The sequence below is a fragment of the Clostridium chromiireducens genome (assembly GCF_002029255.1).
GTDB lineage: Bacteria > Bacillota > Clostridia > Clostridiales > Clostridiaceae > Clostridium > Clostridium chromiireducens.
This window is the reverse complement of record NZ_MZGT01000016.1, coordinates 33488-51555: the sequence shown is the minus strand read 5'-3', so window position 1 is coordinate 51555 and position 18068 is coordinate 33488. Positions and strand designations below refer to the sequence as shown.

The following is an 18068-nucleotide window of genomic DNA, read 5'->3' as shown; positions in this document are numbered from 1 at the left end:
AGGTAAATTAAATGACATATCAACATGGAATTTCGATTCAGGAACAGGCTACTTCAGTAGCAATTCCAACACAATCTATATCAACTATAACGGTTGCAATAGGTACTGCTCCAATAAATTTAATTAGTAATCCTAACGCTGCTGTAAACAAGCCTATTGTAGTTAAAAGTTATTCAGAAGCTGTTGCAGCAATTGGATATTGTGATGATTGGGATAACTACACTTTATGTCAAGCCGTTGATGCATTTTTTAAAGTATTTGAAGTTGGACCACTAGTACTTATAAATGTACTTGATCCAAACACTCATAAAGGTTCATCGACAGATACAGTAACAATAAAAAATAAAACTGCACAAATTACATCATCAGGAGTTTTGTTAGATACTAACTTTATTGTGAAAGATAGTGCAGGAGCAGTAACATATGCAAAAAATACTGATTACACTGTTGCATTTGGAAGTGATGGATATCCATTAATTACAATATTAGATGGGGGAGCAATACCAGGAACAGCGACTCAATTAAAGGTATCTTATAATAAAATAGATCCTTCAAAAGTAGTTACAAGTGATATTATTGGTAAATATGATGATACAACCAATATTTATAAGGGAATAGAGTGTATTACTAGAGTCTTTCCTATGTATAATTTAGTGCCAGGATTGCTTATAGCACCAGGATGGAGCCATAAAAAGGATGTCGAGGCCGCATTAGTAAACAAAAATACACTTATTAATGGATCATTTAACAGCCAGGTTATATCTGATATTGATTGTTCAAGTTCAGCTGTTAATACTTATTCTAAGGCAATTACTTGGAAATCTACAAATAACTATAAAAATAAAAGAGAATTAGCTCTTTGGCCTAAAGTTAAAATTGGCGAAAAAATTTATTGGTATAGTGCTATTTTCGCAGCATCAATTGTTTATTTAGATACCCAAAATAAAGATGTTCCATATAAATCACCATCAAATAAGAAAATTCCTATTAGTGCAACAGTTCTTGATGATGATTCAGAGGTATTTTTAGATATAACTCAAGCAAATGCGCTTAATGGTGCAGGAATTATAACTGCTTTAAATATGTCAGGATGGAGAACTTGGGGGAATAACACAAGTATTTATCCAGATAGTACAGATCCAAAAGACAGATGGATTGCAGTTAGAAGAGTTTTTGATTGGTGGGGAAACAACTTTATTGTTGAATTCTTTGATAAAGTCGATGATCCTACAAATTACAGGCTTATAGAATCAATAGTTGATGATGAAAATTTAAAAGCTAATGGTTTTCAAGCTGTTGGTCAAATTGCAGGAGCAAAAATAAGCTTTAACCAAGCTGATAATCCAACTGAAAATATCTTAAATGGAAAGATTATATTCAAACAGTCGATTGGAGCTTTTACACCAGCAGAAAATATTATAAATGTGCTTGAATTTGATCCTAGTCTTGTGAGTACTTCATTATTCGGAGGTGATAATTAATGAGTATTAATGCAATACCAGAAAAAATAGTAAACTATAATGCTTATTTAGATAATGATAAGTTAATTGGGTTAAATACTGATGTAACATTACCTAAATTAGAGCAAATGACTTCAACAGTTTCAGGCGCTGGAATCGCCGGCGAATATGAATCAACAGTACCAGGCCATTTCGGGAAAATAGAAATTGATGTAACTTTCAATACTGTAACTGAACAATCAGCAGAACTATTAATACCTGGAGCTAAAACGCTAGTTTTTAGAGCATCACAACAAAGTTATGATGTAGCAAGTGGTGCAAGTAAATTCAGACCATTAAAAGTTACAACAAAAATATTAAGTAAAGGTGTAGATTTAGGAAAATTAACAGTAGGAAAACAAACAGGAACTAAAAATACATTTGAAGTAATCTATTTAAAGGTAGAAGAGAATGGAAAAGAACTTATAGAGCTTGATAAACTTAACTTCGTATTCAAAGTTAATGGAGTTGATGTTTTAGCAGCTATTAGAAATCAAATATAAGAATAATGGAGGGAATTTGAATGTTAGATCAAGAAAATCAAAATACAAATTTAGAAGAAGGCAAGGAAAATACAAATATTGCTTCAATTGATGTTGATTCAGTTTATAAGATAAAGTTTAAAAAGCCTTATACATTCGAAGGGCAGACATATGAGGGGATAGATCTTTCAGACATTGAGAATATATCAACCAAGGATCTTGTTGAAACGGATAAGTTATTTTATGCTACTGGTAATATTGCTCCTTCAACTGAAATGTCTATGGCATATGCTTTAATAGTAGCTAGCAAAGCAGCTAAAAAACCTTTAGAATTTTTTACTAACTTACCAGGAAGAGAAGGGGTAAAGGTTAAAACTGCAGTAGTAAATTTTTTGTACAATTAGGAATTAAACCAGGAGACGGGCAGATGCTAAGAAAAGCAGCTGTCCGTCTTGGTTTAAATACATTTTCATCAATAGAATTTTTCTTGAAATTAAGCATAACTGAATTATGTGAAATTGCACAAGAAGTTCAGGAGGCGAATAAAAATGGCAAGTAAAACATATGAAATAGCCTTTTTACTTGGTGCAAAAATGGCTTCAACTTTTGGAGCTACTTTTAATGCTGCAGCAAATGATATTAAGAGATTGGAAAATCAAGGAGTTTCCGCAAGTAAAAGCTTTTTAGGATTGAGTGAGGGAGCAAGCAAAATATTTAAAGTGGTTGCAGGAGCTACAGCTGCTATAGGAATAGCTGAAGTAGCTAAAAAATCTGTTGAATTAGCAAGTTCGCTTAATGAAGTTCAAAATGTAGTGGATACAACATTTAGAGATAGTTCAACTCAAATTGATGCATGGAGTAAAACAGCACTTAATTCATTTGGACTTTCTGAACTACAGGCAAAACAGTTCAATGGAACAATTGGAGCACTTATGAAAAGTAGTGGAATAACAGGGGATAGTCTTGTTAACATGTCAGAGAATTTAAGTGGGCTATCTGGAGATTTTGCATCGTTTTTTAATTTACCTATAGAAGAATCTTTTGAAAAGATTAAATCAGGAATTAGTGGTGAAACTGAACCATTAAAAAGTCTTGGTATAAATATGAGTGTTGCAAATTTACAAGCATTTGCTTTAAGTCAGGGTATTACAAAATCATTTCAAAGTATGAGCCAAGCGGAGCAAGTACAATTGAGATACAATTACTTAATGAGTACAACTAAAGATGTGCAGGGAGATTTTAATAAAACAAGTGAATCTTTTGCCAACCAGGTAAGAATAGCACAAACCAATTTATCTCAAATGGCTGCTACAGTTGCTGGTAAAGTACTACCTTATTTAAATAATTTACTACTAATGTTTAATGGAGGATCAATTGATAAAATTGGTACTGCATTAGGTGGAGCTTTTGATAAAGGAATAAGTATAATAAGCTCCCTAAAGCCTAATGTAGATAATTTATTGAGCAGCATAATGAGATTTACTCAAATTAGTGGATTAGATAAGATTTGGAGTTCTTTTAATCCTGGTTCAATATTTGATGTAATACAATCTGGATTAAGCAACGCATTAAATGGATTTAATGAAGTGGTTAGCTTTGTAATTAATAACTTTAGTAATGTTAAGCTTGTTCTTGAAGGTGTGGCAATAGGTATTACATCATATGGATTAGCATTAGCAGCAGTAACTATTCAGCAAAAGGGAGCGCTTATAATTGAAGTTTTAAATAAAGCTTGGTGGGTTACAACTGGAGTAATGGGAGCAATGCGAGAAGGTATGACATTAGCATCTATAGCACAACTTGAATTAAACGCTGCAATGGCAGCTAATCCAATTGGAGTTATAACAATTGCTATTGCTGCATTAATAGTGGCTGGAATAGCCTTATACCAGAATTGGGATACAATAAGTAATTTCTTTAGTACTGTTTGGGTTAAAATTAAATCTACATTTGTTAGCTTTTGGGAATGGCTTAAAGGATTCTTAGCTGAATGGGGGCCGTTAATACTTACAGCAGTAGCTCCAATGTTAGGATTACCATTATTAATTGGCCAACATTGGGAGCAAATTAAAGGTTTTTTAAGTCCTATATGGGATTCTATTAAGAAATCAGTTTCAAATGCATGGCAATCAATAAAAAACGCAGTTTTAAACGCATGGAATAGCATAGTAAATGCTATAGTTAATAATCCTTTATTTAAAATAGTATCTGCTATTTTTAAAGGAGTATTAGCAATAATAATAGTAACTGGATACACCATATACAAAGCTTTTTCAAGTATCTGGAATAGTATTTCATCAAGTGTAAAAAGCACATCAAATAGTATTGGAAATTATTTATCGGTAGTATGGAATAAAATTTATTCTACAATATCAAGTGTAGTTTCGAGAGTATGGAAAGTTATAGTCACAACATGGAATTCAATTTCTGCAGCAGTTTCTATTATTTTAAATTCAGTCTGGAATGCAATAGTAAGTATTTGGACTACAATTTATAATTCAGTTTCTGCAGTTTTAAAATCTATATGGAATACAATAGTAAGCATTTGGAACAGCGCATATAACAGTGTTTCAAGTATTGTAATATCCATATGGAATACAATTGTTAGTGGTTTTCAAAGTGCTTATAACGGTATAGTTTCGATATTTACAAGTATAAAAGGTACTATTTCAAGTATCTTTATGGATATTTGGAATGTAATTAAATCAATAATTAATACTGGAATCGGAATGATCAATGGGTTTATTGGTGGAGTTAATACTGTAATAGGTATGGCTAATAAGGTACCAGGTGTAAGCATAGAAACAGTCGGAACCATACCTCAATTAGCTAATGGTGGATATATAAAACATAGACCTGGAGGGATTTTAGCTAATATAGGTGAAGGTAATGAGGATGAAATTGTATCACCGGTGAGCAAACTTAAGAGTATAATTAGTAATTCTCAACCACAACAAACAGTAAGCTTAAGTTATGCTCCACAAGTTATTATTAATGGGAATGCATCACAAGATGATGTTTACAAGGCAATATCTATGAGTCAAGCTGATTTTGATAGAATGATGGATAACTATAATAGGAAAAGACAAAGATTATCATTTAATAGTTAGGAGGAGGTGGAGCTATGAAGACTTATACAACTGTATTAGGTGATACTTGGGATATGATAGCATTTAAAATATATGGTAAAGAAAAGTATGCAAAAGAGCTTGTTGAATCTAATATAAATTATGTTGAAACTGTAATATTTTCAGCAGGTACAGTAATAAATATTCCTGAAATAACTGAAACAGTAGATACTTCATCGATGCCACCTTGGAAGAGGTGATAACTAAATGGATGGAAGAAGAGTATCAGTATCGGTTGAATATGCAGGAGTAGATATAACTAAGTATATTGAATCTGATTTGTTGAGCTTTAAGTATACTGATAATGCATCAGAAAATGCAGATGACATTGAAATTGAATTAAAAGATGAAAGTTCAAAATGGTTAAATGATTGGTTTCCTGAAAAGGGAGATACAATTAAGGCAACAATTAATACTACCAATTGGAATAAAGATGGTGATATAGGAAGTCTTTATTGTGGTTCTTTTGTTGTAGATGAACCTGAGTATTCAGGACCACCAAGAAGAATGACAATAAAGGCTATTTCTATTCCAAGTAATACAAATTTTACGTCAACTAAAAAAAGCAAGGCATGGGAAAAGATTAATTTAAAATCAATTGCACAAAATATTGCTGATGACTCAGGGCTTGAGATATTTTTTGATGCTCCTTCAAATCCTTATTATGAAAGAAAGGATCAATCTGAAACAGCTGATATGAATTTTCTATCTGATTTATGTAAGAAAGAAGGTTTTGGTTTCAAAGTTACAGATAGCAAGATAGTAATATTTGATGAATCAAAGTATGAAAATCAGGATGCAATAATAACGTTAGATGCAAATAGTGGATTGATTAATACTTATAAATTTAAAACAACTTTGACTAATAGTAGTTATTCAGGCTGTAAAGTTAAATATAAGAATTCTAAAAAAGGTACAACAATTGAATATCTATATACAATTAAGGATTTAGAAGATAATGATAAAGTATATGAGGTTAATAAAGTTGTTGGATCTTTGGATGAAGCAAAAAGATTAGCTCAAAAAACTCTTAGAGGATTAAATAAAAAAGAATGTACAGCTTCATTAAATGTATTTGGTGATTTAAGATATCTTGGAGCAGTATGCATCCAATTAAATGGTTTTGGAAAATTTACCGGAAAGTATTTTGTGGATAAAGCATTGCATAATATCCCTAATTATAATATTGATTTAGAAATGCATCGTGTATTGGAGGGGTATTAATGAATGATGGAATTTTAAGAAATTTAATTAGAATTGGTACTGTTAGTTCTGTAAATGAGATAAACGGAACAGTAAGAGTTATATTTGAAGACAAAGACAATATGGTTAGCGACGAACTACCGTTACTTAGTTCAGAATATAACTTACCTAAAATAAAAGATCAAGTATTATGCCTGTTTCTTCCGAATGGAGTTGAAGCAGGTTTTTGTTTAGGAAGTTTTTATTCACTAGTAAATCCACCACCAGTAAAAAATAAAGATTTATTCTATAAAAAATTTGATGATGGTACCTGGATTCAATATAACAAAACAACTAAAGAATTAAATATAGGCTCTGCAGGAGCTATTAATATTATCGGTGATGTTAATGTACAAGGTAATTTGCATGTTACCGGAGCTATTAATGGAAATTGAGGTGATAGAAAATGATAGGATACTTTGGAGACGTAGTTTTTGAAACTTCAGACAAAAGAATTCTAACTTTTACAGATTTTAAATATCAATCAGCTGGTAGGTGGGAAAAGCATAATGTTATAGGGAAAAAGCCTAAAAGTGAATTTATAGGGCCTGATTTAGATTCTGTAACTTTTTCAATAACGTTAAATGGTAGTTTTGGTATTAAGCCAAGAGAAGAAATGGAAAAGTGGATAAGTAAAGTAAACAATGGAGTTGTTGATGTATTAGTTCTAGGCAATAAAGTATTAGGTCAAGATAAATGGAAAGTATCCCAAGTTAGTGAAGCATGGGATACTTTTTTCAATCGTGGTGAGTTATACAGTGGAAAAATAGATGTTACTTTAGAAGAATATATAACAGAGGTGAGCACATGATTAATATTAATAATGTATCAATCATAGGAACTACAGCAGAAATAGCAGAAACGCTAAAAAATATATTTTCTACACCTCAAGGAACAGTACCATTTGATAGAAATTTTGGTATTGATATCGGTATTTTAGATGAATCAATAAACTTAGCTCAAGGAAAACTCACAGTTGAATTTGCAAGAAAAGTTCAACAGTATGAACCAAGAGTAAAAGTTAAGGAAGTAACTTTTATTACAGATGATGATAATAATTTAATCCCGAAAGTGAGGGTAGAATAATGAATTTAGCAAGTTTACCAGATGTTAATTTTGCTCAAAAAGATATAACCGCTATACTTAATGAAATGATAACAGGTTACGAAAATGCTTACTTTGAGCAAACTGGAGAAAAGATTACCCTTTATCCAGGAGATAAGATAAGAATATTTTTATATAGTCAGGCACTAAGAGAATTTCAATTAAGACAATTAATTGATTTTTCTGCAAAACAGAATTTACTTAAATATTCTTCGGGTGACTACTTGGATAATGTAGGAGCATTTTCGGATACTGAAAGAACAGGTATAAGTTATGCAACAGTACCAGTAAAGTTTAACTTGAGTGCTCCACAAGCTACTATAAAAACTATACCAAAGGGAACTAGAGTTACTTCCAATGGTTCAAGCGAAATTTATTTTCAAACAATCGAAGATATAAATATTGATATTGGAGATACAAGTGTAGAAGCAATACTCCAGTGTACAATAGGTGGAACTATTGGGAATGATTTTATAGCAGGCCAACTAAATGTATTATCTGATCCTTTACCTTGGATTGAAAGTGTAGTTAATACTGATGTAAGTCAAGGTGGAACTGATAAAGAGGATGATGAAAGTTATAGAGAGCGAATAAGGGAATCACCTGAAGGATTTAGTGTTGCAGGACCAAGTGGAGCATATGAATATTTAGCTAAGCAATATAGTCAATCAATTGGTGACGTAAAGGTATATTCTCCAAGTCCAGGTACTGTTGATATACGATTGCTGTTAAAGGATGGAGAACTTCCTACATCAACATTTTTAAAAGGAGCGCAAGCTTATTTAAGTGATAAAAGTAGAAGGCCATTAACAGATAATGTTTCTGTCAACTTACCTGAGGTAATAAATTATGATATTAATCTTACTTATTATATTTTATCTTATAATGCAGCTGCAGCATCAACAATACAAAAAAATGTGAGTCAGGCAGTACAAGATTACAACTTATGGCAAAGAAGCAAAATAGGGAGAGATATAAATGTTGATGAATTACAGTCAAGAATAAAGAGCGCTGGAGCTAAGAGAACAGTTATAACAAGTCCTATGTATACAAAGCTAACAGATACACAAGTAGCGTTTTCAAGGAATGTAATAGTAACGTATGGAGGACTTGAGGATGATTAATATATATGAAGCATCAGTATTAAACCTACTGCCACCAAATTTACAAAGTGATCCAGATATGATTGCTGCATCAAAAGCAGTTGATAATGAATTTTTACTTATAGTTAATGAAGTAAGGAATTGTATATTGCTACCTAATTTAGATTTACTTCCAAGCGATGTTGTAGATCTTTTAGCATGGCAAATGCATGTAGATTTTTATGATAATACTCTTGATTTAGATGTTAAAAGGCAATTAGTAAGAAATTCAAATAAATGGCATAAACAAAAAGGTACTCCACAAGCAGTAGAAGAATTAATTTCTACTGTTTTTGATTCTGGACAGGTAAATGAATGGTTTAATTATGGTGGAGAACCTTATACTTTTCAAGTTATAACGACTAATGAATCAGTAACAATAGATAGAGCTGAACAGTTTATAAGAGCTTTGAATTCGGTAAAAAATGAGCGTTCATGGCTTGATAAAGTAGTTATTGAGATTGGTGATGAAATGAATTTATATCTAGCAGCAATAGTTCATACTGGTGATTTTATAACAATTTCGGAGGTGACATAAAATGAGTTACTTTGGAGGGTTAGTTTTAACCGATTTAGGGAAAAACCTTTTAACAAAGGCGCAAGCAGGCAAGCAATTGAATTATACAAAAGTATCTATCGGGGATGGAGCATTGGGGAGTAGTTCTATATCAAGTTTAACTGCTTTGAAAAATAAGATTAAAGATATTTCTATAACAAAACTTAAGGTATTGCCAACAGGTAAAGCAGTGATTGGTTTCACAATATCAAATCAAAATATAACTACAGGATTTTATTTTAGGGAGATTGGAATATTTGCTACTGATCCAGATTTAGGAGAAATATTATACTGTTATGGAAATGCAGGTACTAATGCTGAATTTATTCCAGCTAATGGGAGCACTGATGTTATAGAAAAAAGTATAGATATAAATCTATTAGTTGGAAACGCTGCGAATGTTTCAGCAACTATAGACCAATCACTTGTTTATGCAACCCCAATAGATGTTAACAATGCTCTAACTCAGGCTAAGCAATATGCTGATGCCAAAATTAATTCAAGCTCTATTAGTGAGGTCAAATTAACAACTACATCAGCTACAAAAATACTTTTATTTACACCTGCTCAACAAGGAAATTTTAAAATAGACGTTTACTTAAGAGTACTTGCAGCATCTAATATAACTGTCAGTATAACTTATACCGATACAGCAGGAGTTCAAACTAAAATGATGATACCTGAAAGAAATGGATTATATTTCCCTAATAGCTCAGGGGTTCAATCATATACAATAGGAAATCATTTTTTAAGGCAATTATGTGTAAATGCTTTGAAAAATACTCCAATTGATGTAAATATAACTGCTAATTTAGCTAATCAAGTGTATGTATCAGCATTGATAATGGGGGTGTAATATATGGATATTTCATTTTATTCGGGTGATAGTAGAAATTTAGTTATTAGTGTGACAGATGAAAATAATAATGCAATTAATTTAAATTCAGCAACTATTAAATGGGTATTAATAGATAATAAGGATTCGGCTATATTATCAAAAGAAGTAGGAAATGGAATTAAAATTACAAATCCTACAAGTGGTCAATTTACGATATCAGTGTTAGCTCAAGACACAAAAAATCTTGAGGGTAATTATAAACATATGGCAAGAGTTACAACATCATCTGGAGAATCATCTATTGTTTTGACAGGTTCAATAAACATTATGAAATCATTGATATAAATATTAACTGGAGGGAATGTGAATGGCAACTAATATTTCAAGTTCGTTAACAAGTTATTCTTCAATAACTCAAAAATCTGCCAAATTCAATTTTCCAGTTAATTTTCCACTTAAATTCACTATTGAAAGTTCAAATATTAGTTATAATGAAACATCAAATATTATAAGTAATACAACAGTTAGTGGATCTTTATTATTAATTACTCCTATCAAAAGTACATTTATATCAAATTCAAATATTAGTGGATCTATAAAGAATAATTCAAATTTAGCTTCAAATGGATTAATTGATTCAGTAGATATTGATTCAAACTTAATAAATACTGTTGCAATTAATTCTAATATTGAAGGTGATTCATTGATTAGTGTTTCGGTATCTGAACGACAATTGATATCACCTGCAGTTATTAGTCCTACTTCAAATATAACTGGAATTCCAACTTCAATGTTTAAACTTATAACTAATATAATTGCAAATACATCTATAGCAATTTTAAGCTCAAATTATATTGAGCTTGAGAGTACAGTTAATAGTAATACGAGTATAAATGGAAATTTAATTAATTTAATAGATTGCGATTTACTTCAAGTTTCTGAAATTGAGATACTTAAGGAACTAGAATTTCCATTAACTTTTCCGTTTAATTTTCTTAATGGATTGCATAATGATATAAATTTAAGTAGCGATGACATATCATCTAATTCATCAATAATTAATAATAGAATTACTAATCTAATTATTGCTAACTTGAAAGGTAATTCAGTAATTAGTGGTGAAATTACCTGCAACTATGCTATATCAAATAGCTTAAGAAGTGTTTCGAATGTTTCAGCAAATTTAATTCAATCAGCAATACTAAAAAGTTATGCAATTAGTTCTGATTTTAATATTGAAGATTCTGAGATTATTGAAAAACTTGAGCTATTAGGAAGAGTTGCTGTAAATAGTAATATAAATGGTTCAATAAGAAATTCGCTAGTAGAAAACGCTGATTTCAATTCATTAGTAACTATTCAAGGTGATACTTGGAATGTTATTGAAAGTATAGTTGAATCAGAAACTTTTATTAATTTTAATGAATTATTAGAATTTCCATTAGAATTTCCATTTAATTTTGAAAAAGGAATAAAGAATATTGCTAGCATTAGTAGTAGCGATTTGATTAACTCAATAGTTCATGGGAATATTAGATCTTTAATTGAATCTGAAGTTGAAGCATTGACAATCATACATGGACAAATATCAAGTGTAATATCTATAGTTAGTTCGATGAATGTAAGTTTTGGAATTAACGATGTAATAACTGATACTACACAACTATCTGGAAGTATTATAAGTGCAGCTTCAATAAATGGAAATATATCAATAAACAATAAATTAGTCGGAACAGTTTTTGAAAACTCAAGTATCAGTGGAGCTATAAAAAGCAATCTATTATTAAAGGGAAACATTGTGTCTAATTCTAATTTTAATGCAGTAGTTTCCTATTTGTATTTTATTGCATTTGAAGTCAAATTCATAATAAACCTTAAAGATATATCCGAATTTAAAAAATCAAATACGTTTAGTTATAAGTTCATTGATCATAAAGAAAATGTATTTTTGAATAATATAACTGAAAAAACACTTATAAGTGATATAAGGGAATCTGAATTGTTAAATACAAATGAAAAATTAAGTATAAAATCTTTTTCTTATTATAAGGATGTAACAATCCAAAATATATATGAAAAAGTTACTTTTACTAAGAATATAACAAGTTTAAAACAATTAGTGATTAATAAAGAAATTTCAAAATTCACAAATGAAATAAAAATAATAAAATTCTAGGAGGTACTATAATGGCATTTACAACATATTTAGCAGATGCGTTGGTTAATGAAATATTTGGAGCAGTTAATTTTACACCGCCAACTACAATTTATATTGGATTATCTTCAACACTCCCTACAGTTGCAGGTGGTAATATTACAGAACCAGCTATAGGAACAAATGGATATGCAAGAGCATCAGTTGCAAACAACACGACAAATTTTCCAACAACATCAAGTAATAATAAAAGTAATGGTGTAGCAATTAATTTCCCTACTTCAACTGGATCGTGGTTAGCAGCAGCTCAATTAGGATATCTATTTTTTAGCGATACAGCAACAGGAGGAAATATTTTAGGGTTTGCAGCACTTAATAATCCTCAAGTTGTTGCAAGTAGTGGTGCTACATTATCATTTGCTGCAGGTAGTTTAACTATTACTATTAACTAATCATACAAAGGGGGAATATAAATGACAGTAAATGCAACCTATTACGCTGGGGGTACTGGGTATACTCCAGCAGACATGATGCAAAGAGATGCAGATTGGATATCACCAGGAGTATTATCTTCCGGTGATTTAGTTGTTGCTCAAACAGCTACTGCATCCATGAATATAACTGTATCTGGAGCAGCGCAAGGACAAACTGGAGGAAATGCATGGCTACCAAATGGTTATAGAGTATTTAACGATTCGTTAGCAACACTAGGCATATCTGCAGCAGATACAACAAATCCAAGAATAGACCTGGTTGTAATAGTAATTGATACAACAGTTAATCCATATGTACCACAGCTTAAAGTAATAAAAGGTACTGCAGCTGCATCACCTTCAGTACCTGCACTTCCAACAGGATTTGTCGGTATAGCTTTAGCTCAAGTAAGAGTAAATGCTAACGCAACTTCAATAACATCAGCTAATATAACAGATGTAAGAGCTATTGCAGGCCTAGTATCTCAATTTGGTGGAGAAAAAATAGCTTCATCCTTGTCAGAATTGAATAATGACAGAATATATAATTGCGGAAGTACAAGTGGAACCAATGCTTACACAATTACTAATAGTGACATAACAGCATACGCAGATGGATTAACAGTTCGTGTTAAAATAGGTAATTCAAGTACAGGTGCAAGTACTTTAAATATTAATGGGCTGGGTGCTAAAACAATTTTAGATACATTAGGAAATCCTATAGTTAGTGGAGGATTAAAAGCTGGATTGCCTTATCATTTATGTTACAATGGAACAAATTTTATTGTGTTGGGTAAAGGGGGTGGTGGAGATGCAACAGCAGCTCAAATATTGCTTGGCAAAAAGGCAACAGTAGATAGTGGACAGGTTACTGGTACATTAGATTTAACTAATTTAGTCACAGGAAATATTAAAAGCGGAGTAAAAATAAATGGTGTTAGTGGTAAAGCAAGTGTAGTAGATACATCGGATGCACTAGCAACAGCAGCACAAATACTAAGTGGTGCTAGTGCTTATGTAAATGGAATTAAGATTGATGGAACTATCCCACTAATGGGAGATGAAGAATTTGCTGGATGGAGAAGAGCTTCATTAGGTATTGCTTCAGTTGATGGGAGAATTCATTTAGCTATTCCAGACGGTTACTATAATGGTGCTGGAAACAATGGTCTGCAAGGAGTATTTTATGATGATGCTAATTTCAATGCAGGTAATATATTGAATGGCGTTACTATAGCAGGATTAACAGGGTCAGCAACTATTGAAACATTAGGGGGTCATTCGTCAGCCTCTGGAACATTTGTATTAACGACAGGGGACTATACGGTTCAAAGTGTAACATTATCATTTGTTCCTACGGTAGTTATAGTGTACTATCAATCAAGTTGGTCTGGAGCTAAAACTATATGGGCATCTACATTTGGGGGCACTACTTCTTCTTTACGCGATACTAGCACTCCTGGTACATCTAGAGCAACTCTTACAGTTAATTCAAATGTTGTGTCGTTAAAATTAGATACAAGCCAATTTGGTGCAACCTATAGCTGGGTTGCGATAAAGATATAAAGGAGAAAATAAATTATGAATCAAATAGCAGCAAAAATTTATTATTTAATAAAAACTGGAGAGGTATTAGCTATCACTTCAGAAATGCAAGGTTGTGTAGAATCTACAACTAAGGAACAAGACATGCAAACTCATGATAAATTAAAAACTCATGATATAGATGAAATAGATTTCGTAGAATTAGAATATGGTACATTAGTAAATACATTTAAGAATATAAAATCATATTCTGTAGATGTAGATAATAAAGTATTCGTTCCAGTATATTATACTGAAGAAGAGTTGAAGTCTATTGAGCAACAAACTCAAAATATTAAAGATTTAAATACTAGAGTTTCAGATATATCAGATTATTTATCAAACGACAATACTGAATTGATATCTAAAATAGAAGATTTAATTATACAATCAGAATTAGATAAATTATTAAATTAATGAAAGGGAGTATGTAATATGATAGCAACAGCAACTCAATTAAGATTAGCAAAAATATTAACAAATAGAATCAATGCAGAGGCAGCAGAAGGAACTCTAGAAGCAGATAAGGAAAATGTAATAGAAACAATAGATGCTTTTGTTGCAGGAAATAAAATAACATTAGAGCAATCAAGTGAACTTAATGAATTAATTCAATCTAAAACTACTACTAAGTAAACAATTATATATTAGAAGTAAAATAGGAAATTAATTAGCACCAATTAGGGTGTTTTTTTATTGCTTGTTTTTTTGAATTTGAAATAGGTGGTGGATCATGAGTGAGAATTGCAGTAATTGTGTACAAGCAAAAATGCTTGAAAAAGTAGATGAAAGAGTTTCAAAGCTTGAAGAAAAATGTGAGATATTACAGGATAAAGTGGCAGAAACAGAAAGGAATTCAGCAGTTAATGAAGATAGAACTAAATCTCTATTTAAAATGCTTAATGAAATAAAAGATAGTATAAAAATAATAGCTAACAAATTAGAAGCATTAGAAAGTAAACCAGGTCAAAATTGGAATGAATTAATAAAAACAATTATTGTTGTAGTAGCTACTGCAGCAGTAACTTATTTAATTAAAAAATAGAAAAGGTGGAATGTAAAAATGTTTATTATGAATTTAAGATCTAGAATTAAAAATCAATATTGGTGGATTGCAATGATTAGTGCAGTAATAGTATTTTTAAAACTTTGCAAATTAGATGTATTAGCTAATTTTATACCAACCAATTATGGAGATATAATTTTGCAAGTGTTTGCGATATTAACAATGTTAGGAATTACAGTTGATACTAGTACAAAAGGAGTTTCAGACCAAGTTGTTGCGGATACAACAGTACAAGCAATAAATTCAGCAGAAGAAGTAAAAGTAGAAGGTTCAACAACAGCTGTTAATTCAATTATTTCAGAAAATAGTCAAGATAGTTTAGCAGTTAGCGAAGCAACTTCAAGTGATAAAGAAAGCGAAACTAATGAAAGTGACCAAATTTTAACTAATGTGCAAGTTAGTTCAACAGATGCAACTCTTAATCAAACTGTAGAAGTAGCAGCACTACAAGTTGAAAGAGATGCATTAAAAGTACAGATACAAACAATTCAAGCAGTAGCGAATGGAAATTTAGTACAATCTTAATTTTTGAGTGGCCTTTATGGTTACTCTTTATTTTATTATATAAAGAAAGAAGTGATAAAAATGGTTATAGGAATAGATATGGGGCATCCATTTAATTGTGGTGCTTTTGGAATTATGTCAGAAACAGATGGTAATAGAGCAGTTGGGAAATTATTAATAGAGAAATTGAAAACATTAGGGCATACAGTTGTAAATTGTACTTATGATACAAATGTAAATGAATTATCAAATAGAGTAGCGTTAGCAAATGCACAAACTTTAGATTTATTTATATCTTTGCATATGGATAGTTTTACAAATCCAGGAGCAAATGGTGTTACAGTTTATACAACTGCTAATTCTAGTGCTAAAGCAATTGCAAGCAATATAGTTAATAAAGTTGCTGATAGTTGTAATTATTACAATCGTGGATGGAAAGAAGCTAGTTTTTATGTATTAAGATCTACTAATGCTCCTGCTTTATTACTAGAGATGGGATTTGTAACTAATCAGGGTGACTGTGATAAATTCAACGCTGAAAAAATATCAAATGCAATAGTTGAAGCAATTACAGGAGAAACAATATCTAGTTTAGAAACTATACAAGAATATGGTTACGTAGTAACTCAATACTTACCTAATGGGTATCATGGCAATAACTCATTTAATGGAGTAGATGCTGACTATGTTTTAGGATACTTTAATGATGTAAAATGTTACTTCAGAGGGAATGAAAAAGGTGTTTGGATTGAAACTCAAACTTTACCTATAGAGAAGTGTAATAAATTGAAAAATATTTTAGGTAGTTGGTTCTATTCAATAGAAAAGTAATAAATAATTTAATAACAAGAGTATCAAAGGGAATGGGAATAATCCTGTGGCCTTTATTTTTTTGCATAAAAATAGAAATAGTATTTGGATGATCAATAAAATACTATTTCTATTTGGGAATCATGTCTATATTTTTATTATAGGCATTATCTGTAGAATTATTCAAATATTAAAAGAATATTATAATTAATTGCCCAGCAAGTAAAAGTGACAGAAAAACAATTAAACCTATTCTAATGAATCGCATAGTTATATACCTCACAAATTTCATATAATAATTATATTTGACAAGTTTTCCAAAATGTATACAATTTAATATATACATAACAATTAAGGGGGAATATTAATGTCAAAAATGACAAATTGCAAAGCTTGTGGGAAAGAAATTGCTAAAAGCGCCAAAACGTGTCCAAGCTGTGGGGCAAAGAATAAAAAACCATTTTATTTAAGATGGTGGTTTATACTTATAGCCTTAATAGTAATTATAATAGCAGCATCTAGTGGAAGTAAGAAAAACGATAATTTAAAGGATACTGCATCAAGTTCAACTGCAACAACTACAGACACTTCTAAAGATACATCTAAGTCAAATGACAGCCAAGATAAAGCAAAAGATACAACAAAGGATACTGCAAAGGATACAAAAGATAATGTACCTAAGGAATATCAATCAGCATTAAAAAAAGCTGATGTTTATGCTAACAAAATGAATTTATCTAAAAAAAGCTTATATGCGCAATTAACATCAGAAGCTGGAGAAAAATTTCCTAAAGAAGCTGCACAGTATGCTGTAGATAATGTAAAAGCAGATTGGAAAAAGAATGCGTTAGCTAAAGCCAAGACATATCAAAGTACAATGAATATGTCCAGAAGCGCTATACATGACCAATTAGTGTCTGATGCAGGTGAAAAATTTACTGAAGAAGAAGCACAATACGCTATAAACAATTTAGAAAATTAGAAATAAGCAAGTATTTGAGCAACAAATAGCAAGTATGGCTGATGATGTTTGGATATTGCCAAGTTTAAAAAAAGCAAAAATATTAATAGGGTTAAAGCTAGGATTAAATATTCTAGCTTTTATTATATTCCAAATATTCTTTTGAAATCTTTACAAGGGAACATATGTTTGTTATGATATAAAAATAGAATATATGTTCGTGTATGAGGGGGTATATTATGAAAGTTGTCGCTAAAGAAATTGAAATGATTGCTCATTTTAAAGATGATGGAAATATAAATCCTATAAGATTCAGAATTGAAGAAAATAAAAAATTAAAAGTTATTAAAATAGCTAAAATTATAAGCACAGATATTGAAAAACTCTGTGGTAACAGAATATGGGTTTATAAATGTACTGCTGTGGTAGATAGTGTAGAGAAATTGTTTGAAATCAAATATGACATAGAGAATTGTCGATGGATACTTTGGAAGATTTGATTTTGTATATAACTTATTTACTAA

24 protein-coding genes are annotated in these 18068 nt (G+C 30.8%); all 24 read left to right on the top strand.

Annotated elements, in window-relative coordinates; all coding sequences use genetic code 11:
- Positions 1–11: 11 nt before the first annotated feature.
- The 24 genes from CLCHR_RS07465 (at position 12) to CLCHR_RS07355 (ending at position 18044) form a co-directional block, all read left to right on the top strand.
- The gene (locus CLCHR_RS07465) at positions 12–1481 is read left to right on the top strand and encodes a phage tail sheath family protein (protein ID WP_079439074.1); all 1470 of its coding nucleotides are present in this window, start codon (positions 12–14) and stop codon (positions 1479–1481) included.
- Positions 1481–2002 (top strand): phage major tail tube protein, encoded by a 522-nt coding sequence (locus CLCHR_RS07460; RefSeq protein WP_079439073.1) that lies wholly within the window; start codon positions 1481–1483, stop codon positions 2000–2002. Before CLCHR_RS07465 ends, CLCHR_RS07460 begins: the two co-directional genes overlap by 1 nt.
- 20 nt (positions 2003–2022) lie before the next feature.
- A complete protein-coding gene (locus tag CLCHR_RS07455; RefSeq protein WP_079439072.1) occupies positions 2023–2385 on the top strand; it encodes a phage tail assembly protein in 363 nt (120 codons plus the stop codon).
- 23 nt (positions 2386–2408) lie between these two features.
- Positions 2409–2540, top strand: a complete 132-nt coding sequence (locus CLCHR_RS25430; RefSeq protein WP_278336991.1) for a hypothetical protein — start codon at positions 2409–2411, stop codon at positions 2538–2540.
- Positions 2530–5091: a phage tail protein gene (locus tag CLCHR_RS07450; RefSeq protein WP_079439071.1), complete on the top strand. Its 2562-nt coding sequence runs from the start codon at positions 2530–2532 to the stop codon at positions 5089–5091. The genes CLCHR_RS25430 and CLCHR_RS07450 overlap by 11 nt, the downstream gene beginning before the upstream one ends.
- 14 nt (positions 5092–5105) lie before the next feature.
- Positions 5106–5309: a tail protein X gene (locus tag CLCHR_RS07445; protein ID WP_079439070.1), complete on the top strand. Its 204-nt coding sequence runs from the start codon at positions 5106–5108 to the stop codon at positions 5307–5309.
- 7 nt (positions 5310–5316) lie between these two features.
- A complete protein-coding gene (locus CLCHR_RS07440) occupies positions 5317–6333 on the top strand; it encodes a phage late control D family protein (RefSeq protein WP_079439069.1) in 1017 nt (338 codons plus the stop codon).
- Positions 6333–6746, top strand: a complete 414-nt coding sequence (locus CLCHR_RS07435) for a phage baseplate assembly protein V (RefSeq protein ID WP_079439068.1) — start codon at positions 6333–6335, stop codon at positions 6744–6746. The genes CLCHR_RS07440 and CLCHR_RS07435 overlap by 1 nt, the downstream gene beginning before the upstream one ends.
- 11 nt (positions 6747–6757) lie before the next feature.
- The gene (locus CLCHR_RS07430) at positions 6758–7162 is read left to right on the top strand and encodes a phage tail protein (RefSeq protein WP_079439067.1); all 405 of its coding nucleotides are present in this window, start codon (positions 6758–6760) and stop codon (positions 7160–7162) included.
- Positions 7159–7437 carry a GPW/gp25 family protein gene (locus CLCHR_RS07425; RefSeq protein ID WP_079439066.1) on the top strand — a complete coding sequence of 93 codons (279 nt, stop codon included), beginning with the start codon at positions 7159–7161 and terminating at the stop codon, positions 7435–7437. Before CLCHR_RS07430 ends, CLCHR_RS07425 begins: the two co-directional genes overlap by 4 nt.
- Positions 7437–8579: a baseplate assembly protein gene (locus tag CLCHR_RS07420; protein ID WP_079439065.1), complete on the top strand. Its 1143-nt coding sequence runs from the start codon at positions 7437–7439 to the stop codon at positions 8577–8579. The genes CLCHR_RS07425 and CLCHR_RS07420 overlap by 1 nt, the downstream gene beginning before the upstream one ends.
- Positions 8572–9135, top strand: a complete 564-nt coding sequence (locus CLCHR_RS07415) for a phage tail protein I (RefSeq protein ID WP_169896775.1) — start codon at positions 8572–8574, stop codon at positions 9133–9135. Before CLCHR_RS07420 ends, CLCHR_RS07415 begins: the two co-directional genes overlap by 8 nt.
- Position 9136: 1 nt before the next feature.
- Positions 9137–10009, top strand: coding sequence for a phage tail-collar fiber domain-containing protein (locus tag CLCHR_RS07410; protein WP_079439063.1), 873 nt, complete (start codon positions 9137–9139; stop codon positions 10007–10009).
- Positions 10010–10012: 3 nt separating this feature from the next.
- On the top strand, positions 10013–10336 hold the full coding sequence (locus CLCHR_RS07405) for a hypothetical protein (protein ID WP_079439062.1): 324 nt from the start codon (positions 10013–10015) through the stop codon (positions 10334–10336).
- 22 nt (positions 10337–10358) lie between these two features.
- Positions 10359–12167 (top strand): hypothetical protein, encoded by a 1809-nt coding sequence (locus CLCHR_RS07400; RefSeq protein WP_079439061.1) that lies wholly within the window; start codon positions 10359–10361, stop codon positions 12165–12167.
- Between the two features lie 11 nt (positions 12168–12178).
- Positions 12179–12598, top strand: coding sequence for a phage tail fiber protein (locus CLCHR_RS07395; RefSeq protein ID WP_079439060.1), 420 nt, complete (start codon positions 12179–12181; stop codon positions 12596–12598).
- 21 nt (positions 12599–12619) lie between these two features.
- A complete protein-coding gene (locus CLCHR_RS07390) occupies positions 12620–14185 on the top strand; it encodes an autotransporter outer membrane beta-barrel domain-containing protein (RefSeq protein WP_079439059.1) in 1566 nt (521 codons plus the stop codon).
- A gap of 15 nt (positions 14186–14200) precedes the next feature.
- Positions 14201–14620 carry a hypothetical protein gene (locus tag CLCHR_RS07385; RefSeq protein ID WP_079439058.1) on the top strand — a complete coding sequence of 140 codons (420 nt, stop codon included), beginning with the start codon at positions 14201–14203 and terminating at the stop codon, positions 14618–14620.
- A gap of 18 nt (positions 14621–14638) precedes the next feature.
- Positions 14639–14839, top strand: a complete 201-nt coding sequence (locus tag CLCHR_RS07380; RefSeq protein WP_079439057.1) for a hypothetical protein — start codon at positions 14639–14641, stop codon at positions 14837–14839.
- A gap of 97 nt (positions 14840–14936) precedes the next feature.
- Positions 14937–15248, top strand: coding sequence for a hypothetical protein (locus CLCHR_RS07375; RefSeq protein WP_079439056.1), 312 nt, complete (start codon positions 14937–14939; stop codon positions 15246–15248).
- A gap of 18 nt (positions 15249–15266) precedes the next feature.
- The gene (locus CLCHR_RS07370) at positions 15267–15794 is read left to right on the top strand and encodes a phage holin (protein WP_079439055.1); all 528 of its coding nucleotides are present in this window, start codon (positions 15267–15269) and stop codon (positions 15792–15794) included.
- A 60-nt stretch (positions 15795–15854) separates the two neighbouring features.
- Entirely contained in the window at positions 15855–16604 is a 750-nt protein-coding gene (locus CLCHR_RS07365; protein WP_079439054.1) for an N-acetylmuramoyl-L-alanine amidase, read from the top strand.
- Between the two features lie 346 nt (positions 16605–16950).
- Complete coding sequence (locus tag CLCHR_RS07360; protein ID WP_079439053.1) at positions 16951–17565, top strand: Ltp family lipoprotein; 615 nt, start codon at positions 16951–16953, stop codon at positions 17563–17565.
- Positions 17566–17783: 218 nt separating this feature from the next.
- A complete protein-coding gene (locus CLCHR_RS07355; protein WP_079439052.1) occupies positions 17784–18044 on the top strand; it encodes a hypothetical protein in 261 nt (86 codons plus the stop codon).
- The last annotated feature ends 24 nt before the right edge of the window (positions 18045–18068 follow it).